This window comes from Stutzerimonas stutzeri (assembly GCF_024448985.1).
Taxonomy (GTDB): domain Bacteria; phylum Pseudomonadota; class Gammaproteobacteria; order Pseudomonadales; family Pseudomonadaceae; genus Stutzerimonas; species Stutzerimonas stutzeri_AP.
The window spans coordinates 364142-380952 of sequence record NZ_JAMOII010000002.1; the positions used below are offsets into that span (position 1 = coordinate 364142).

General features: G+C 61.6%; 14 protein-coding genes. 7 read left to right on the forward strand and 7 right to left on the reverse strand.

Annotated features, from left to right (window positions below):
• Position 1 precedes the first annotated feature (1 nt).
• A complete protein-coding gene (locus NA647_RS04505) occupies positions 2-1210 on the reverse strand; it encodes an ABC transporter substrate-binding protein (RefSeq protein ID WP_256056599.1) in 1209 nt (402 codons plus the stop codon).
• A 601-nt stretch (positions 1211-1811) separates the two neighbouring features.
• Here NA647_RS04505 and NA647_RS04510 point away from each other — a divergent pair.
• Both NA647_RS04510 and NA647_RS04515 read left to right on the forward strand, forming a co-directional pair.
• Positions 1812-2717 (forward strand): response regulator, encoded by a 906-nt coding sequence (locus NA647_RS04510; protein ID WP_256056600.1) that lies wholly within the window; start codon positions 1812-1814, stop codon positions 2715-2717.
• 155 nt (positions 2718-2872) lie between these two features.
• On the forward strand, positions 2873-3769 hold the full coding sequence (locus tag NA647_RS04515; protein WP_256047824.1) for a peptidoglycan DD-metalloendopeptidase family protein: 897 nt from the start codon (positions 2873-2875) through the stop codon (positions 3767-3769).
• Between the two features lie 99 nt (positions 3770-3868).
• On the opposite strand, the gene NA647_RS04520 is transcribed toward NA647_RS04515, so the two are convergent.
• From NA647_RS04520 to glcC, 6 genes are all read right to left on the reverse strand, one after another.
• On the reverse strand, positions 3869-5221 hold the full coding sequence (locus tag NA647_RS04520) for a hemolysin family protein (RefSeq protein WP_256056601.1): 1353 nt from the start codon (positions 5219-5221) through the stop codon (positions 3869-3871).
• 100 nt (positions 5222-5321) lie between these two features.
• Positions 5322-6623: a phosphate regulon sensor histidine kinase PhoR gene (gene phoR, locus NA647_RS04525; RefSeq protein ID WP_256056602.1), complete on the reverse strand. Its 1302-nt coding sequence runs from the start codon at positions 6621-6623 to the stop codon at positions 5322-5324.
• 125 nt (positions 6624-6748) lie between these two features.
• Positions 6749-7438: a phosphate regulon transcriptional regulator PhoB gene (gene phoB / locus NA647_RS04530; RefSeq protein ID WP_256056603.1), complete on the reverse strand. Its 690-nt coding sequence runs from the start codon at positions 7436-7438 to the stop codon at positions 6749-6751.
• 106 nt (positions 7439-7544) lie between these two features.
• The gene (gene ubiA, locus NA647_RS04535) at positions 7545-8441 is read right to left on the reverse strand and encodes a 4-hydroxybenzoate octaprenyltransferase (protein WP_256056604.1); all 897 of its coding nucleotides are present in this window, start codon (positions 8439-8441) and stop codon (positions 7545-7547) included.
• A gap of 50 nt (positions 8442-8491) precedes the next feature.
• Positions 8492-9031: a chorismate--pyruvate lyase family protein gene (locus NA647_RS04540; RefSeq protein WP_256056605.1), complete on the reverse strand. Its 540-nt coding sequence runs from the start codon at positions 9029-9031 to the stop codon at positions 8492-8494.
• Between the two features lie 207 nt (positions 9032-9238).
• Positions 9239-10009 carry a transcriptional regulator GlcC gene (glcC, locus tag NA647_RS04545; protein ID WP_256056606.1) on the reverse strand — a complete coding sequence of 257 codons (771 nt, stop codon included), beginning with the start codon at positions 10007-10009 and terminating at the stop codon, positions 9239-9241.
• Between the two features lie 235 nt (positions 10010-10244).
• On the opposite strand from glcC, the gene glcD reads away from it, so the two are divergent.
• From glcD to NA647_RS04570, 5 genes are all read left to right on the forward strand, one after another.
• On the forward strand, positions 10245-11744 hold the full coding sequence (glcD, locus tag NA647_RS04550; protein ID WP_256056607.1) for a glycolate oxidase subunit GlcD: 1500 nt from the start codon (positions 10245-10247) through the stop codon (positions 11742-11744).
• On the forward strand, positions 11744-12802 hold the full coding sequence (gene glcE / locus NA647_RS04555) for a glycolate oxidase subunit GlcE (RefSeq protein WP_256056608.1): 1059 nt from the start codon (positions 11744-11746) through the stop codon (positions 12800-12802). Before glcD ends, glcE begins: the two co-directional genes overlap by 1 nt.
• Before the next feature lie 3 nt (positions 12803-12805).
• Positions 12806-14023: a glycolate oxidase subunit GlcF gene (gene glcF / locus NA647_RS04560; RefSeq protein WP_256056609.1), complete on the forward strand. Its 1218-nt coding sequence runs from the start codon at positions 12806-12808 to the stop codon at positions 14021-14023.
• 98 nt (positions 14024-14121) lie between these two features.
• The gene (locus NA647_RS04565; protein ID WP_256056610.1) at positions 14122-14526 is read left to right on the forward strand and encodes a heme-binding protein; all 405 of its coding nucleotides are present in this window, start codon (positions 14122-14124) and stop codon (positions 14524-14526) included.
• A gap of 23 nt (positions 14527-14549) precedes the next feature.
• Positions 14550-16730 (forward strand): malate synthase G, encoded by a 2181-nt coding sequence (locus NA647_RS04570; RefSeq protein ID WP_256056611.1) that lies wholly within the window; start codon positions 14550-14552, stop codon positions 16728-16730.
• Positions 16731-16811: the final 81 nt, after the last annotated feature.

Genomic DNA, 16811 nt, shown 5'->3' on the forward strand with positions numbered 1-16811 from the left:
CTTATTGCTTGACCAGATCGCAGCCGCTCTCGGCTGGTTTGATGTACGCCTCATCGCCCGGCACCGTGGCGAGCACCTTGTAGTAATCCCAGGGCTCCTTGCTTTCGTCCGGCTTCTTCACCTCCATCAGATAGACGTCGCTGATCAGGCGTCCATTGGCGCCGACCTTGGCATCGCGGGCGAAGAGGTCGTTAACCGGCATCTCGTGCATGGCCTTGGCGACCGCTTCGGTCTCATCGGTGCCGACCTTGTCGATTGCCTTGAGGTACTGCAGCACGCCCGAGTAGGTGCCGGCGTGCACCATGTTCGGCATGCGGCCGGTGCGTTCGAAGAAACGTTTGCCGAATTCGCGGGACTGGTCGTCACGATCCCAGTAGAAGCTCTCGGTAAGCGTCAGGCCTTGCGCCGCCGCGAGACCGAGCCCGTGCACTTCGGAAAGAGTGAAAAGCAGCGCCGCCAGACGCTGGCCGCTGGCAACGATGCCGAATTCCGCTGCCTGCTTGATGGCGTTGGCTGTATCCATTCCTGCGTTGGCCAGGCCGATGACTTCGGCGCCGGATGATTGTGCCTGCAGGAGGAACGACGAGTAATCGTTGGTCGCCAGCGGATGACGCACTGCACCCTTGATCTCGCCGCCCTTGGCTTTGACGAATGCGCTGGTCTGCTCCTCCAGCGAGTAGCCGAAGGCGTAGTCGGCGGTGAGGAAATACCAGCTATCGCCGCCCTGGGATACCAGCGCTCCACCGGTGCCGACTGCCAGCGCGTGGGTATCGTAGGCCCAGTGGAAACCGTAGGGTGAGCACTGCTTGCCGGTCAGTTCGGCGGTGGCGGCGCCGGTCACCAGATTGATCTTCTTCTTTTCCTTGGAAATGCCCTGCACCGCGAGTGCGACGGAGGAGGTGGTCAGCTCCATGATGGAGTCGACCTGCTCGCGGTCGTACCACTGACGGGAAATGTTCGAGGCGATGTCGGGTTTGTTCTGATGGTCGGCGGTGACGATCTCGATGGGTGCGCCTAGCACCGTCCCGCCGAAATCCTCGGCCGCCATCTTCGCCGCCTCGTAGGACCATTTGCCGCCGAAGTCGGCATAGACGCCGGATTGGTCGTTGAGGATGCCGATTTTAACCTTGCCATCGGATATCTCCGCTGCCGACGCGGGAATCACCGCCGCTGCGCTCAGTGCTGCCGTTGCAATTGCCAGAAGCTTCATCGCCTATCTCCTTGCAGGGGTTGACCGCTTACAGACGGCCCGTGTGGGCTGCCAAGACTGGACGGTTCGGTAAGTCAGGTGGTGACAGTCGGGACTGCCGATCAACACGACGATCGGACGCCGATGGGCGCCGCAGTGGCGGGCGCGATCCATGGGGCGTGTCGATGACAAAATTGTTGGGGTTGCGGCGGGAATAGCGCCGGAAGTAGTGACCTGCCGCCGTGCCTGGCTGGCACGGCGAGGTCGATGGGGTAGGGTCACTCGGTCCGACATATGACTCTTCTTGTTTTTATTGTTTAGAACTAAACGTAGCAGGGGAACGACCAGACGCAACTGGCCGCGGCGAATGAATGGGCTGGGTAAGGCCACCTCATTCAACGCAACACGCGAGGTTGACGCTTGCGTTAGGGTTCGGTGAATTAAAATAAACAGGCGCAACGCTGACGTTATGCCGTCAGCTCATCCGTTTCGCGACACTTCGCCTCGCTTCAGAGCCGATTCGAACCCCGCCGAGCACGGCCGAAGCTCGACGCTGGTCGGCTGTGCTTTTTTCAAAAGCCGGCTGCCGCTATGCTGGCCACCATTCAAGCAGGAGCGATTGATGAGCAAGGTCAGTGTGCTGGTAGTGGACGACGCGCCCTTCATCCGGGATTTGGTGAAGAAAGGCCTGCGCAGCCAGTTTCCGGGTATCCGCATCGAGGAAGCGGTGAATGGTCGCAAGGCCCAGCAGATGCTCGATCGCGACCGCTTCGATCTGATTCTCTGCGACTGGGAAATGCCCGAGATGTCCGGGCTCGAATTGCTCACCTGGTGTCGCGCTCACGAGAAACTGAGCACCACGCCATTCATCATGGTCACCAGCCGTGGCGACAAGGAGAACGTCGTCCAGGCGATCCAGTCCGGCGTATCCGATTTCATCGGCAAGCCCTTTTCCAACGAACAGTTGACCACCAAGGTCCGCAAGGCGCTGGGCCGCGCAGGCAAGCTCGATGCGCTGGCTGCCAGCGCGCCGGTCAGGCCCACCGCCACCGGTATGGCCAACGACTCGCTGGCCGCGCTTACCGGCGGCAAGGCCGAGGTGATCAAGCCTGCGTCCGCCGCAGTCAGTTCGCCGGCATTCGCCGCGCCGTTGATCCAGCCGAGCGCGCCCAAACCCTCGGCGTCGAGCGGTGGACGCGGTCAGGGCCAGCTGCGTCTGGCATCCGGGACGCTGGCCTGCGTCATCAAGGCATTGAGCCTCAAGGAGGGTTTGCTGGTCATCAAGCGCAGCGAGAATCTGCCGCAGGTGCTGGAAAGCGCTGTGCTCGACCTGGAACAGGGGGAGGGCGGCGAGGTGGCGCGCCTGAATGGCTATCTGCACGCCGTTGCGGCGCTGGAGCCGAAACCCGACACCGAGTGGTTGCAACTGACCTTCCGTTTTGTCGACCGCGATCCCCAGAAGCTCGATTACCTGTCGCGGCTGATTGCCCGCGGTACCGCGCAGCGACATTTCGTACCGGGCGCCTGAGCCGGCGCAGCGGCGGCTCTTTGGAAACCGCTCGTCCGGAAACAATCGCGTTCATTGGAACGATTTCACAGCCCGACGGTCGGTGGCTCGCGCATGCCCCGTTGCGCTGCTAGTCTGCAGCGCTCTGAATACATAACCCTATGAAGTCTGCCGTTATGTTGGGGCGCATCCTTTTCTGTCTCGTGTCGTGCTGGCTGGCATCGCCCGCATCGGCGCTGACCATCTACAAGTACACAGACGCCAACGGCGTGGTCACCTACAGCGACCAGGCCGCTCCCGGCGCGCGCGTGTTCACCTTCAACGACCGCATGGTCGAGACGCTCGATAATCAGGTGAAGCTGGAGACGCGCAAGCATGCCGCCGGGGAAACCTTGCTGGTGCGCAATGATCTCTTCGCGCCGGTGGATATCGAGCTCCAGCTGACCGGTGTGCAGAACGCCGTCGGCGTGCCGGATGAACCGATTCGCTGGGTGCTGCCGCCACGCAGCCAGATCCGTCTGGCGACCCTGGCGCCGCTCGACCCTTCAAAACCGCTGAAATACACCCCCAAACTGCGCCATGCGCTGGGCGATCCGCGCCTGCTACCCAAACCCTATCGTTATCCGCTGCCCTGGCGCGGCGGTCCGTTCCGCCTGACTCAGGGCGCCAATGGTAAATACAGCCACTTCACGCCCAAGGGGCGCTACGCCGCAGACATCGCCATGCCCGAAGGCACGCCGATCATTGCGGCGCGTGGCGGCATGGTGGTGAAGATCGAGAACAGCCAGAGCGGGCGCGGTAACAATCCCGCGGGCAACTTCGTGCGGATCATGCATGACGACGGCACCATGGGCGTCTACCTGCATCTGATGAAGGGTTCGGTGAGCGTCCGGGAAGGCCAGCGGATCGATACCGGAACGCTCATCGCTCGCTCCGGCAATACCGGCAATAGCACTGGCCCGCATCTGCACTTCGTGGTGCAGCGCAATGTTGGCCTGGCGGTCGAATCGATTCCCTTCGACTTCTCCCAGCCGGTCAACAGCCTGCCGAATTTTGCGGTGGGAGGGGAATAAAAGCAGCTGGACGCTTCGAGCCAAACGCTTCAAGTAACGGTCGAAACTCCGGCCGGCGTTTCGGCACTGCCCCCTAACTCACTTACAGTTTGCAGCCGCTTATTCCTGCTTCAGCACCTTAGCCAACACGATCTTCGGACCGCGCATCTTCTTGATGACGATCTGCAGGTCCTCGATGAGCAGCACTTCGTTCTCTTCCGGAACGCGTTTCAGGGTTTCGTAGATCAGGCCAGCAAGGGTATCCGCCTCGATGTGGTCGAGGTCGACGTTCAGCAGCCTTTCGACCTTGAACAGCGGCGTGTCGCCACGCACCAGCAGTTTGCCGGGCTGATAAGCGAGGATGCCGCGCTCGGTCTTGCGATGTTCGTCCTGGATGTCGCCTACCAACACTTCGAGCACGTCTTCCATGGTTAGGAAGCCCACCACCTTGTGGTCGCCTTCCTCCACCAACACGAAATGCGCGCCGCCTTGACGGAACTGATCCAGCAATGCGTTCAAGGGCAGGTGCCGGGGCACCCGCTCCAGCGGTCGCAGCAGAGCGGTGAGATCGAAATGCTGCGCCAGTTGCTCGTCGCTGGCCAGCGCCAGCAGCAGATCCTTGATATGCAGCAGACCGATGTAATCCCCTTGCTCGGCATCGAATACCGGGTAACGGCTGTACTTATGACGACGAATCAGGTCGAGGATTTCCGACAGCGATGCGCTGTGCTCCAGCTGCAACAGGTCCTCGCGCGAGTTGGCCCAGTCGGCGACTTCCAGCTCGCTCATCTCCACGGCGGAGGCCAGCACTTTGATGTCCTGGTTGGCCGGGTCGAGCGCGCGGTTGGAATGCAGGATCAGCTTCAGCTCGTCGCGGCTGTAGTGGTGTTCGTGATGGCTTCCGGGCTCGCCTTGCCCTGCGACGCGCAAGATGGCGTTGGCGCTGGCGTTGAGCAGGTAGATAGCCGGGTACATCGCCCAATAGAACAGGTACAGCGGTACGGCCGTCCACAGGGACAGCAGCTCGGGTTTGCGGATCGCCCAGGACTTGGGCGCCAGCTCGCCGACGACGATGTGCAGGTAGGAAATGATGAAAAACGCAGTGAAAAAGGCGATCCCGTGGATCACTGCTTCGTTGTCGATGCCGATGAATGCCAGCAGCGGCTCGAGCAAATGAGCGAAAGCCGGTTCACCGACCCAGCCGAGGCCGAGTGAGGCCAGGGTGATACCCAGCTGGCAGGCCGACAGATAGGCATCCAGCTGATTGTGAACCTTGCGCAGGATGTGCCCGCGCCAGCCATGTTGCTTGGCGATGGCTTCGACCTTGGTGGCGCGCAGCTTGACCATGGCGAACTCTGCCGCAACGAAGAAGCCGTTGAGCAGGACCAGAAACAGGGCAAAGAGGATCAGGCCGAAATCGGCGAAATAGGAGGGTGCAACGTAGCTGGTTGCGAAACTGGGGGAAGGGTCCATGAGGGGTTCGGGTAGTCGGCGACGGCACAAGAATGGGGCCGGTTACCGGTTATTTCAAGGAGCGCATCCGAACCCTCCCTCGGCAGGTGACGGTTGATGTTCAGCGAACCGTTACCTGGGATAGCGGGAAGTGACAGGTGAAGACACTGCCTTTGCCCGGCGTGCTGTCCACATCCAGACGACCTTGGTGGCGCAGCAGCACATGCTTGACGATGGCCAGGCCCAATCCGGTACCGCCGGTATTGCTGGCGCGGCTGGAGTCGACCCGGTAGAAGCGTTCGGTCAGGCGCGGCAGGTGCTTGGACTCGATGCCGATCCCCGAATCCTGAACGGCGAGGTGCGCCCCGTACTCGTTGCACCACCAGCGGATGCGGATTTCACCCTCGCTTGGGGTGTACTTCACCGCATTGAATATCAAATTGGAGAACGCGCTGCGCAGTTCGGACTCGCTGCCCTTGAGTAGCAGGATGGGATCGGCTTCGAGGTGGATGTCATGGTTCTGATCGGCTGATAAAGCTTGTGCATCGCTTTTGATCGACTGCAGCAGAGTGGCGATATTGACCGGTTGGCCGTTGTTTGGGGGATTGGTGGCTTCCAGCTTGGCAAGCAGCAGCAGGTCGTTGAGCAGGTGCTGCATGCGACCGGCCTGCTGATTCATTTGGTTCAGCGCCCGCGGCCAGCGCGATGGCATCTCGTCGGTATGCTCAAGCATGGTTTCCAGATAACCGGCAATCACCGTCAACGGCGTGCGCAGTTCATGCGAAACGTTGGCGACGAAGTCCTTGCGCATCTGTTCCAGCAGGTGAAGGCGGGTGATGTCGCGCACCACCATCAGATGCTCGCTGTTGCCGTAGCGGGTGATGGTGATCTGCAGCCAGAGGCGATCGTTGACGGGGGAGGCCAACTCCAGCGGCTCATCGTGACGGCCGCTGTCGAAATATTCCTTGAAGCTCGGGTGGCGCACCAGGTTGCTGACTGGGTGGCCGGCATCCTGTGGCCGCTTCAAACCCAGCAGGCGCTCGGCAGCGGGGTTCCACCATTCCAGATTGCCTTCACTGTCGAGCATGATCACCGCGTCCTTGAGCGCCGTGGTGGAACCCTGCACGCGATCGATCACCGATTGCAGCTGGCTGCGCAGCCGCTGGTCCCTGCGCTGCATCTGATAGAGATTGTCGAAAATGTCGCCCCACAGACCGTGGCCGTCCGGCGGCGGCTCATCGTGTTCGCTGCGTTTGAGCCATTGCTGCAGGCGACGCATCTGATGCAGCGTCCAGCCGAGATAACCAGTCAGGCCGACGACCAGCGCCCAGGCATACTCGCCAGTAATCAGGCCGATCAGCAGGCATACGACCAACAGCACAAGCAGTTGGCGCACCAGTGCACCTTGCCAATCTTGGTTCACGCTAATGCTCCTTGAGGCCGCCTGGGGTCGGTTGGAAATCTTGCCACGCCGAACGTTCGGCGGCTCGGGTCGAGTGAAGGCTGCGCACTGGCGCAAGCTTCACCTCCCTCGGAATGCGGTTTCGTTCAGCTCTTGGTGGAGAAGCGATAACCCGTGCCGCGCACCGTCTGCACGAGATTTTCGTAGGTTTCGCCCAAGGCCTTGCGCAGGCGGCGGATATGCACATCCACGGTGCGTTCTTCGACATACACATTGCCGCCCCAGACCTGATCGAGCAACTGCCCGCGAGTGTAGGCACGCTCCTGATGCGTCATGAAGAACTGCAGCAGCCGATACTCGGTCGGGCCCATGTCAGCAGGCGTACCGTCGATGGTTACGCGGTGGCTGATGGGGTCGAGCAGCAAGCCGCCAATTTCGATGGGCGTTTCGTTATCGCTGGTGCCCGCACGCCGCAGCACCGCCTTGAGGCGCGCCACCAGTTCGCGTGGCGAAAATGGCTTGGTGATGTAGTCATCTGCCCCTACCTCGAGGCCTTGGATCTTGTTGTCCTCGGCGTCCTTGGCGGTGAGCATGATGATCGGGGTGTTGGCAGTCATTTCGTCGCGCTTGAGGCGCCGTGCCAGCTCGATGCCGGATGTGCCGGGCAGCATCCAGTCGAGCAGGATCAGGTCCGGTTGACGGTCGATGATCAGCGCGTGGGCCTGCTGAGTGTTTTCCGCTTCGAGGCATTCGTAGCCGGCCATTTCCAGCGCCACCACGATCATTTCCCGAATCGGCGCTTCGTCATCGACGATCAGTATGCATTTGCCGTTCATGTCCGCTCTCGGTCCGTTTCTTGTCGCTCGGCATTAGATAACGGAAATGTTGCAGCCATGTGACAAAAAAGAGCTGTCCGGCACGTGAGACCGGCGCGGATCGGCTCTAGGCCGTCTTCATTGCGTAATCGAGCACAATTCCCGCGAGAATTGCCAGCCCCGCCCAATGATTATGCAGGAAGGCTTTGAAGCAAACCTGTGGTTTGCGTGAGCGGGTTTTCCAGAACTCCCAGGCGAAACAGGCGCCGGCAATACTCAGGCCGAGGTGGAACCACTGGCCGAGCTCGAAGCGCACGCCGGCGAGAATCAGACAGAAGAGGGCGAGGCCCTGGAGCGTGGCGATGATGATTCGGTCCGCCTCGCCGAAGAGGATCGCGGTAGATTTGATGCCTATTTTCAGATCGTCGTCCCGGTCGGCCATGGCGTAGTAAGTGTCGTACCCGACGGTCCAGACCACATTGGCGATGAACAGCAGCCAGGCTTCCGGCGGCAGCTCGCCGCGTTCGGCGGTAAATGCCATCAGCATGCCCCAGGAAAAGGCCGCACCGAGCACCACCTGTGGGTAGTAGGTGTAGCGCTTCATGAAGGGATAGAGCGCAGCAACGCCGAGGGCGCCGAAGGACAGCCAGATGGTCGCTGCGTTGGTGAACAGAACCAGGACAAAGCTCAGGGCAACGAGGATGGCGAACAGGATCCAGGCTTCTTTGACCGATACCTTGCCAGTCGCCAGCGGCCGGCCCTTGGTACGGCTGACATGACCGTCGAGGTTGCGGTCGGCAAAGTCATTGATCACACATCCGGCGGCTCGCATCAGGATAACGCCGAGCAGGAAGATCCCGACATTCTTCACGCTCGGCGAGCCCTCACCCGCGATCCATAGTGCCCAGAGCGTGGGCCACAGGAGCAGGTAAGTACCGATCGGGCGATCCAGGCGCATGATCTGGATGAAGTCCCAGGCACGCGGGTGGAGACGATTGCTCGATTGCAGAAGCTTCTGATACATCGGCAGAACTCCGATCAGTTAAAGGCGGATATCGGCAGTCTGTGCCGCATTCACGTAGTGATCCGTGCCGCTCGCCACAAGGCTGGCAGAAACACTTCGGCAACCACAACGCGCAATTCTTCCTGGCTGAAGCAGGAGCGGCGGGCCCAAAGTTGAGGCTGACGGACATCCGGCGGCAGCCAGGCTTCGGGATAGCGCCGGGCTTGCAGCGGGCCGCGCGCGAACGCGGGATCGCTGAACAGCAGCTCGCCCAATGAGCGGTTGCCCAGGTGGGGAAGGTCCAGACCGGACCGTTCCAGGGCTTCGCGGGCGGCAACACTGCGGGCGAATACCCAAGGCTCTTGATGGCCCCGTAAGTAGACCTCACGAACCCAGCCTTGGCTTCCTTCAGCTACACCCAACGCCGCGCATTCGTCATCGCGAAGGGCCTGCCAGCCCTCGGTCAGCGGGGTCACGCTGAAAGCGCCCTCGGCCAGATCGGTAAGACGACGGGTGAGCGAGCCTTTGTCGACATACAGCCAGTCGTGCAGATCATTGTCGAGCGGGGCGGAGAGGTGGTCGGCGGGCAACCAGGCTTGAGAGTCGGGCACGAGCGGTAACAGTTAGCGGAAAGAAGCGGCGAGTCTAGCATGGGGGAGAAAAGCAGCTCGAAGCCTGAAGCTGAAGGCTGGAAGAAAAGGTGCCATCAGGCCTTCAGCAGAACACTTTTCAGCTTCTAGCTTCTAGCTTCTAGCTTCTAGCTTCTAGCTTCTAGCTTCTAGCTTCTAGCTTCTAGCTTCTAGCTTCTAGCTGCTTTCTTACGTCCACCCCTCTAACCGCATCGTCGCCCGAACCAGGCGCTGCTCCTCCTGCTCGATTTCCTTGAGGTTGTCGCGAATGCTGTGGATATGGTCGCGCGCGGCACGCTGGGCCTGGTCCGGTAGCCGCTCGGTGATTGCGTGAAACAGCCGTGAATGCTGTCGGTCGATCTGCCGCTTTTGTATCGGTCGGTGGTAAAGGTTGTTCACCGAGGCGAACACCGTGGACAGCATCAAGTCGGTCAGCGACTGCAGCGTGTGCACCAGGACGGGATTGTGTGACGCCTCGCTCACGGCCAGGTGGAAGGCATGATCGAGGCGCGCATGCTCGCGAGGGTCAGCCGCCTCTTCAGCGTGTGCGGCGAGCATTTCCTCGTAACGGCGGCGCAGCAGGATGAAATCAGCGTCGGTACCACGCAGCGCGGCCAGTCGCGCCGATTCACCCTCCAGCAGGGCGCGGACTTCGAGCAGATCGAACAGGGTGCGCGGCTGTGAGTTGAACAGATGCATCAAGGGGCTGGCATCTTGTTCGCCAGATAGCTTGGCTACGTGCGAGCCGCGTCCTTGTGCAGTTTCGATGATGCCGCGACCCCTGAGCACCCGCAGGCCTTCACGCAACGCCGAGCGTGAAATACCGAGCTTTTCGCACAGGCGTCGCTCCGATGGCAGCGCCTGTCCGACCTTAAGAACGCCATCGACGATTAGGCGCTCGATGCGCTCGGCTACTACGTCCGCCAACTGGCGACGTTCTTGGGTGTTTTCGATCAGCATTGAAGGTCTCCCATAACTGGTAGGACCAGTTTGGCTGGATCGTACCTTAAACGGGTTGCGAACAGCTGCACCGCGCGATATTCGGCGCATTCCGCATGTTCGGCTGAAACTCTGGCGAAAGAAACTGGTAGGACCAGTGGTTTTCAATATGGACGGGCAGGTGGTGCAAGGCTAATGATGCGTCAATCCACCGCAGCTGGCCGTGCTGCGGTGAAAACGAAGAGCACAGACTGCCATGAATATTCTCTACGACGAACGCGTCGATGGTGAGCTGCCCAAAGTCGACAAGGCGGCGTTGCTCGCCGATCTACAGGCGCAGCTGCCCGGTATGGATATCCTCCACCGCGACGAGGATCTCAAGCCTTATGAGTGCGATGGTCTGTCCGCCTACCGCACCACGCCGATGCTGGTGGTGCTGCCCGAGCGCATCGAGCAGGTTGAGACCCTACTGAAAATCGCCCACAAGCGTGGCGTACCGGTGGTTGCTCGCGGCGCCGGAACCGGGCTGTCCGGCGGTGCGCTGCCGCTTGAGCAGGGCATTCTGCTGGTGATGGCGCGCTTCAACAAGATTCTCGAAGTCGATCCGGCTGGTCGCTTCGCTCGGGTTCAGCCTGGCGTGCGCAACCTGGCGATTTCCCAGGCCGCGGCGCCTTATGACCTCTATTACGCGCCCGACCCCTCGTCACAGATCGCCTGTTCGATTGGCGGTAACGTGGCCGAGAATGCGGGCGGCGTGCACTGTCTGAAATACGGCCTGACCGTCCACAACCTGCTCAAGGTAGAAATTCTCACCGTCGAGGGTGAGCGCATGGTGCTCGGCTCCGATGCGCTGGACTCGCCCGGCTTCGACTTGCTGGCGCTGTTCACCGGCTCCGAAGGCATGCTTGGCATCGTCACCGAGGTCACCGTGAAGCTGCTGCCCAAGCCGCAGGTCGCCAGGGTGCTGCTGGCTGCATTTGACTCGGTGGAAAAAGCCGGTCGTGCGGTGGGTGACATTATTGCCGCAGGCATCATTCCCGGTGGGCTGGAGATGATGGACAACCTGTCGATCCGCGCCGCCGAAGATTTCATCCATGCTGGCTACCCGGTGGACGCTGAGGCGATCCTGCTCTGCGAATTGGATGGTGTCGAGGCTGACGTCGTCGACGATTGCGCGCGCGTCAGCGAGGTCCTGAAACTGGCTGGAGCCACCGAAGTGCGGCTGGCCAAGGATGAGGCCGAGCGGGTCAAGTTCTGGGCCGGGCGCAAGAACGCTTTCCCAGCAGTCGGGAGGATTTCGCCAGACTACTACTGCATGGACGGCACCATCCCGCGGCGCGAACTGCCGGGCGTGCTCAAGGGCATCAGTGATCTGTCGGATGAGTACGGCCTACGCGTAGCCAATGTGTTCCACGCCGGTGACGGCAACATGCACCCGCTGATCCTGTTCGATGCCAATACCGAAGGCGAGCTGGAGCGTGCCGAGGCTCTGGGCGGCAAGATTCTCGAACTCTGCGTTAAGGTCGGCGGTTCGATCACCGGCGAACACGGCGTGGGGCGCGAAAAGATCAATCAGATGTGCGCTCAGTTCAACGCCGATGAGCTGACGCTGTTCCACGCCGTCAAAAAGGCGTTCGACCCCAGCGGGCTGCTTAATCCCGGCAAGAACATTCCTACGCTGCATCGTTGCGCCGAATTCGGCGGCATGCACGTGCACGGCGGGCAATTGCCCTTCCCTGAACTGGAGCGTTTCTGATGACGGTTTCCTTCGACGACAGCCAGCAGCTGCTCGATCAGGTCAACCAGGCGTTGGCCAGCAATACCCCGCTGCGCATTCAGGGCGGCAATAGCAAAGCGTTTCTGGGCCGCGAGGTGCAGGGCACGCTGCTCGATACCCGAGCCCATCGCGGCATCGTCACCTATGACCCGACCGAATTGGTGGTCACCGCGCGCGCCGGTACGCCATTGGCGGAGCTGGAAGCCGCGCTCGACGAGGCGAATCAGATGTTGCCTTGCGAGCCACCTCACCTGGGCGAGGGTGCTACCGTCGGCGGCATGATCGCGGCCGGCCTGTCCGGGCCGCGTCGGCCCTGGAGTGGTTCGGTGCGTGATTTCGTACTGGGCACTCGGGTCATCACTGGCCACGGCAAGCACCTGCGTTTCGGTGGCGAAGTAATGAAGAACGTTGCCGGCTACGACCTGTCACGGCTGATGGCCGGCAGCTTCGGCTGCCTCGGTGTGATCACTGAAGTCTCCCTGAAAGTGCTGCCCAAGCCCCGTCTGTGCCGCAGCCTGCGGGTCGAGATGCCGGTCGATCGTGCGCTGCTCAAGCTTGCCGAGTGGGGGCAGCAGCCGGTGCCGATCACCGCGGCGAGCCATGATGGTCATGCGCTGCATTTGCGTCTGGAAGGAGGCGAAGGCTCGGTCAACGCTGCCTGCGACCGCATTGGTGGCGAGGCGCTGGACGTTGGCTACTGGAATGACTTGCGCGAACAGCGAGTGGATTTCTTCAGCGATGCCCGTCCGCTGTGGCGGCTGTCGCTGCCCACCGATACCCCGGTGTTGGCCCTGCCCGGCGAGCAGCTGATCGACTGGGCTGGTGCTCAACGCTGGCTGAAATCCGATGCCGATGCGCAAGCCATTCGCGCCATCGTCAGCGAAGTGGGCGGTCATGCCACGTGCTTTACCGCCGGCGCCACGGCCAGCCCGTTCCAACCGTTGGCCGAACCCTTGCTGCGCTACCACCGCCAGCTCAAGGCCGCGCTGGACCCGCAGGGGATCTTCAACCCCGGCCGCATGTATTCGGAGGTTTAAGCCGTGCAAACCAATCTGAGCGAGCAAGCCAAGCTTCATCCCCGTGCCGAGGAAGCCGAAAGCATCCTGCGCTCCTGCGTGCATTGTGGCTTTTGCAACGCTACCTGCCCGACCTATCAGCTGCTTGGCGACGAGCTGGACGGCCCACGTGGGCGCATCTATCTGATGAAGCAGATGCTCGAAGGTGGCGAAGTCACCGAGAGCACCCAGACCCATCTGGACCGTTGCCTGACCTGCCGCAACTGCGAAACCACCTGCCCATCTGGCGTGCAGTACCACAACCTGCTGGATATCGGTCGGGATTTCATGGAGCAGCAGGTGCAGCGCTCGGCGGGCGAACGCCTGTTGCGCACCGGCTTGCGTACCGTCATCCCGCGTCCAGGTTTGTTCAAGGCGCTGCTGGGCACCGGAAATGCGCTGCGCCCGCTGTTGCCGGCGACGCTGCGTGCGCACATGCCGCGACAAGTCACGCCGGCCAAGCCGCGACCGCAGGTGCTGCATGCGCGTCGCGTGCTGATGCTTGAAGGTTGTGTGCAGCCAAGCCTGTCGCCCAACACCAATGCTGCGACGGCTCGCGTGCTCGATCGTCTCGGTATCAGCGTGAGCACTGCCCGCGAAGCGGGCTGCTGCGGCGCGGTGGACTATCACCTGAACGCCCAGGAGGCCGGCCTCGACCGCGCTCGGCGTAACATCGATGCCTGGTGGCCGGCCATCGAAGGCGGTGCAGAAGCCATCGTGCAGACCGCCAGTGGTTGCGGTGCGTTCATCAAGGACTATGGTCATCTGTTACGGGACGATCCGGCGTATGCGACGAAAGCCGCCCGCGTCAGCGCCCTGGCCAAGGATTTGGTGGAAGTGATGCGTAGCGCCGAGCTCGAGCGGTTGAACGTCAAAGCAGACAAGCGCATGGCCTTTCATTGCCCGTGCACCTTGCAGCACGCACAGAAGCTCGGCGGCGCGGTCGAAGACGTGCTCACACGACTGGGCTTCCAGCTCACAGCGGTGCCCGATGCGCATCTGTGCTGCGGTTCGGCGGGCAGCTATTCGATTACCCAACCGGTGCTGTCCAAGCAGCTGCGCGACAACAAGCTCACCGCGCTGGAAAGCGGCAAACCGGAAGTCATCGTCACCGCCAACATCGGTTGTCAGACGCACCTCGATGGTGCCGGCCGGACGCCGGTTAGGCACTGGATCGAGATCGTCGAGGAAGCGATGCTGTAACTCGCAATTGAGCGTAACGAAGAAAACGTAGGAATAGAGGAACACCTCGCGCCTACTTCATTTGCGCCGTGACGCAGACCAATTCGACAGGAGAACACATGAAAACCAAAGCCGTACTGACCCAGACCGAAGTTGCCAACATCCTTGCCGCCGCGCGTACCGAAGCACAGAACAATGGCTGGGCCGTAACCATCGTGGTCGCCGATGATGGCGGCCATCCGCTGGCGCTTGAGCGTCTGGACGGCTGTGCACCAGTCGCCTCTTACATCGCCACGGAGAAGGCTCGCAGCGCTGCAGTGGGTCGTCGCGAAACCAAGGGCTACGAGGACATGGTCAACGGTGGCCGCAACGCCTTCCTGTCCGCCCCGGTGGTCTGCTCGCTGGAAGGCGGCGTGCCTGTGATCGTCGATGGCCAGGTGATCGGCTCGGTCGGCGTCTCTGGCGTTACCGCTACGCAGGATGCGCAAGTAGCCAAGGCTGGCGTCGCGGCAGTCGCCAACTGATCGACGAAATTCAGGAGAAGAACATGACCGAGCGCGTAACCCTGGGCCGCCTGCAAGTCGCGGCCAACCTGCACCGTTTTGTCGAAGACGAAGTCCTGCCCGGTACGGACGTCGATGCGGCCGCTTTCTGGAGCGGCTTCGACCAGCTGGTTCACGACCTGGCGCCGAAGAATCGCGCGCTGCTTGCCGAGCGTGATCGCCTGCAGGCCGAACTGGACAACTGGCACCGTAGCAATCCTGGCCCGATCAACGACATGCCGGCCTACCGCACCTTCCTGGAATCCATCGGCTACCTGCAGCCCGAGCCGGGCGAGGTGAAGATCAGCACCAGCAATGTCGACAGCGAGATCGCGACCCAGGCTGGCCCTCAGTTGGTGGTGCCGATCGGCAACGCCCGCTATGCACTGAATGCTGCGAATGCCCGCTGGGGCTCGCTGTATGACGCGCTATACGGCACCGATGCTATCAGTGAAGAGAACGGCGCACAGAAAGGCCCGGGCTACAACGAAGTACGCGGCGCCAAGGTCATTGCCTTTGCGCGCAACTTCCTCGACCAGGCCGCACCGCTAGCCGAAGGCAGCCATGTCGATTCCGTCAGCTACCGCGTGCAGGACGGGCAACTCAAGGTCACCCTCGAAAGTGGCAACGTGACCGGGCTGAAGCAGCCAGAGAAATTCATTGGTCATCAGGGCGAAGCGGTCGAGCCGACGGCAATCCTGCTGAAGAACAACGGCCTGCATGTCGAGATCCAGATCGATCCGAACAGTCCGATCGGCCAGACCGATGCCGCCGGGGTCAAAGATCTGGTCGTAGAGGCTGCCGTCACCACCATCATGGACTGCGAAGACTCGACCGCCGCGGTCGATGCCGAAGACAAGGTGCTGGTCTATCGCAATTGGCTGGGCCTGATGAAAGGCGACCTGGTCGAAGACCTGGAGAAGGGGGGCAAGCGCATCACCCGTCGCCTCAACGCCGACCGTGAATACACCGCCGCTGACGGCTCGAACCTGACCCTGCATGGCCGCTCGCTGCTATTCATCCGCAACGTCGGTCACCTGATGACCAACCCGGCGATCATCGACGGCGAAGGTCACGAGATCCCGGAAGGCATCATGGACGGTGTGATCACCAGCCTGATCGCCAAGCATGACCAGCAGCGCAAGGGCAACTCGCGCACGGGCTCGATGTACATCGTCAAACCGAAGATGCACGGTCCGGCCGAAGTGGCCTTCACCGACGAGCTGTTCGGGCGTGTCGAAGATCTGATCGGCCTGCCGCGCCATACCCTGAAGGTCGGGATCATGGACGAGGAGCGTCGTACCAGCGTGAACCTCAAGGCCTGCATTGGTGCCGCGAAGAACCGCGTGGCCTTCATCAATACCGGCTTCCTCGATCGCACCGGTGACGAGATGCACACCATCATGGAAGCCGGCGCCGTGCTGCGTAAGGGCGACATGAAGAGCACCCCATGGATTCAGGCTTACGAGCGCAACAACGTGCTGGTCGGCTTGAATTGCGGCCTGCGCGGCAAGGCGCAGATCGGCAAAGGCATGTGGGCCATGCCTGACCTGATGGCCGCCATGCTCGAGCAGAAGATTGCGCATCCCAAGGCTGGCGCCAACACCGCCTGGGTGCCTTCGCCGACAGGCGCCACCCTGCATGCGTTGCACTATCACCAAGTCGACGTACAGGCCGTTCAGGCAGATCTGGAGAAGATTGATCTGGCTTCCGAGCGCGAACAGCTGACCAATGACCTGCTGACCATTCCGGTGGCGACGGACCGTAACTGGAGCCCCGAGGCGATCCAGCAGGAACTGGACAACAACTGCCAGGGCATCCTCGGCTACGTGGTGCGTTGGGTAGAGCAGGGCGTAGGTTGCTCCAAGGTGCCCGACATTCATGATGTTGGCCTGATGGAAGACCGCGCCACGCTGCGAATTTCCAGTCAGCATCTGGCCAATTGGCTGCGCCACGGTGTGGTCGATGAGGCGCAGGTTCGCGAAACCCTGGAGCGTATGGCCAAGGTGGTCGACCAGCAGAACGCGGGTGATCCGGTCTATCGCCCGATGGCAGCCGACTATGCTCAGTCAGCGGCCTTCCAGGCGGCGTGCGATCTGGTGTTCAAGGGGCGCGAGCAGCCGAGCGGTTATACCGAGCCGCTGCTGCACGCCTGGCGTCAACGCTTCAAGCAGCAGGCTGGTTGAGCGGATCGGATGCCTGTCATACCGAAGCGGGGAATAAATTCGCCCCACGACTGGTTTGTAGAGTTGAGTTCATTCGACCGG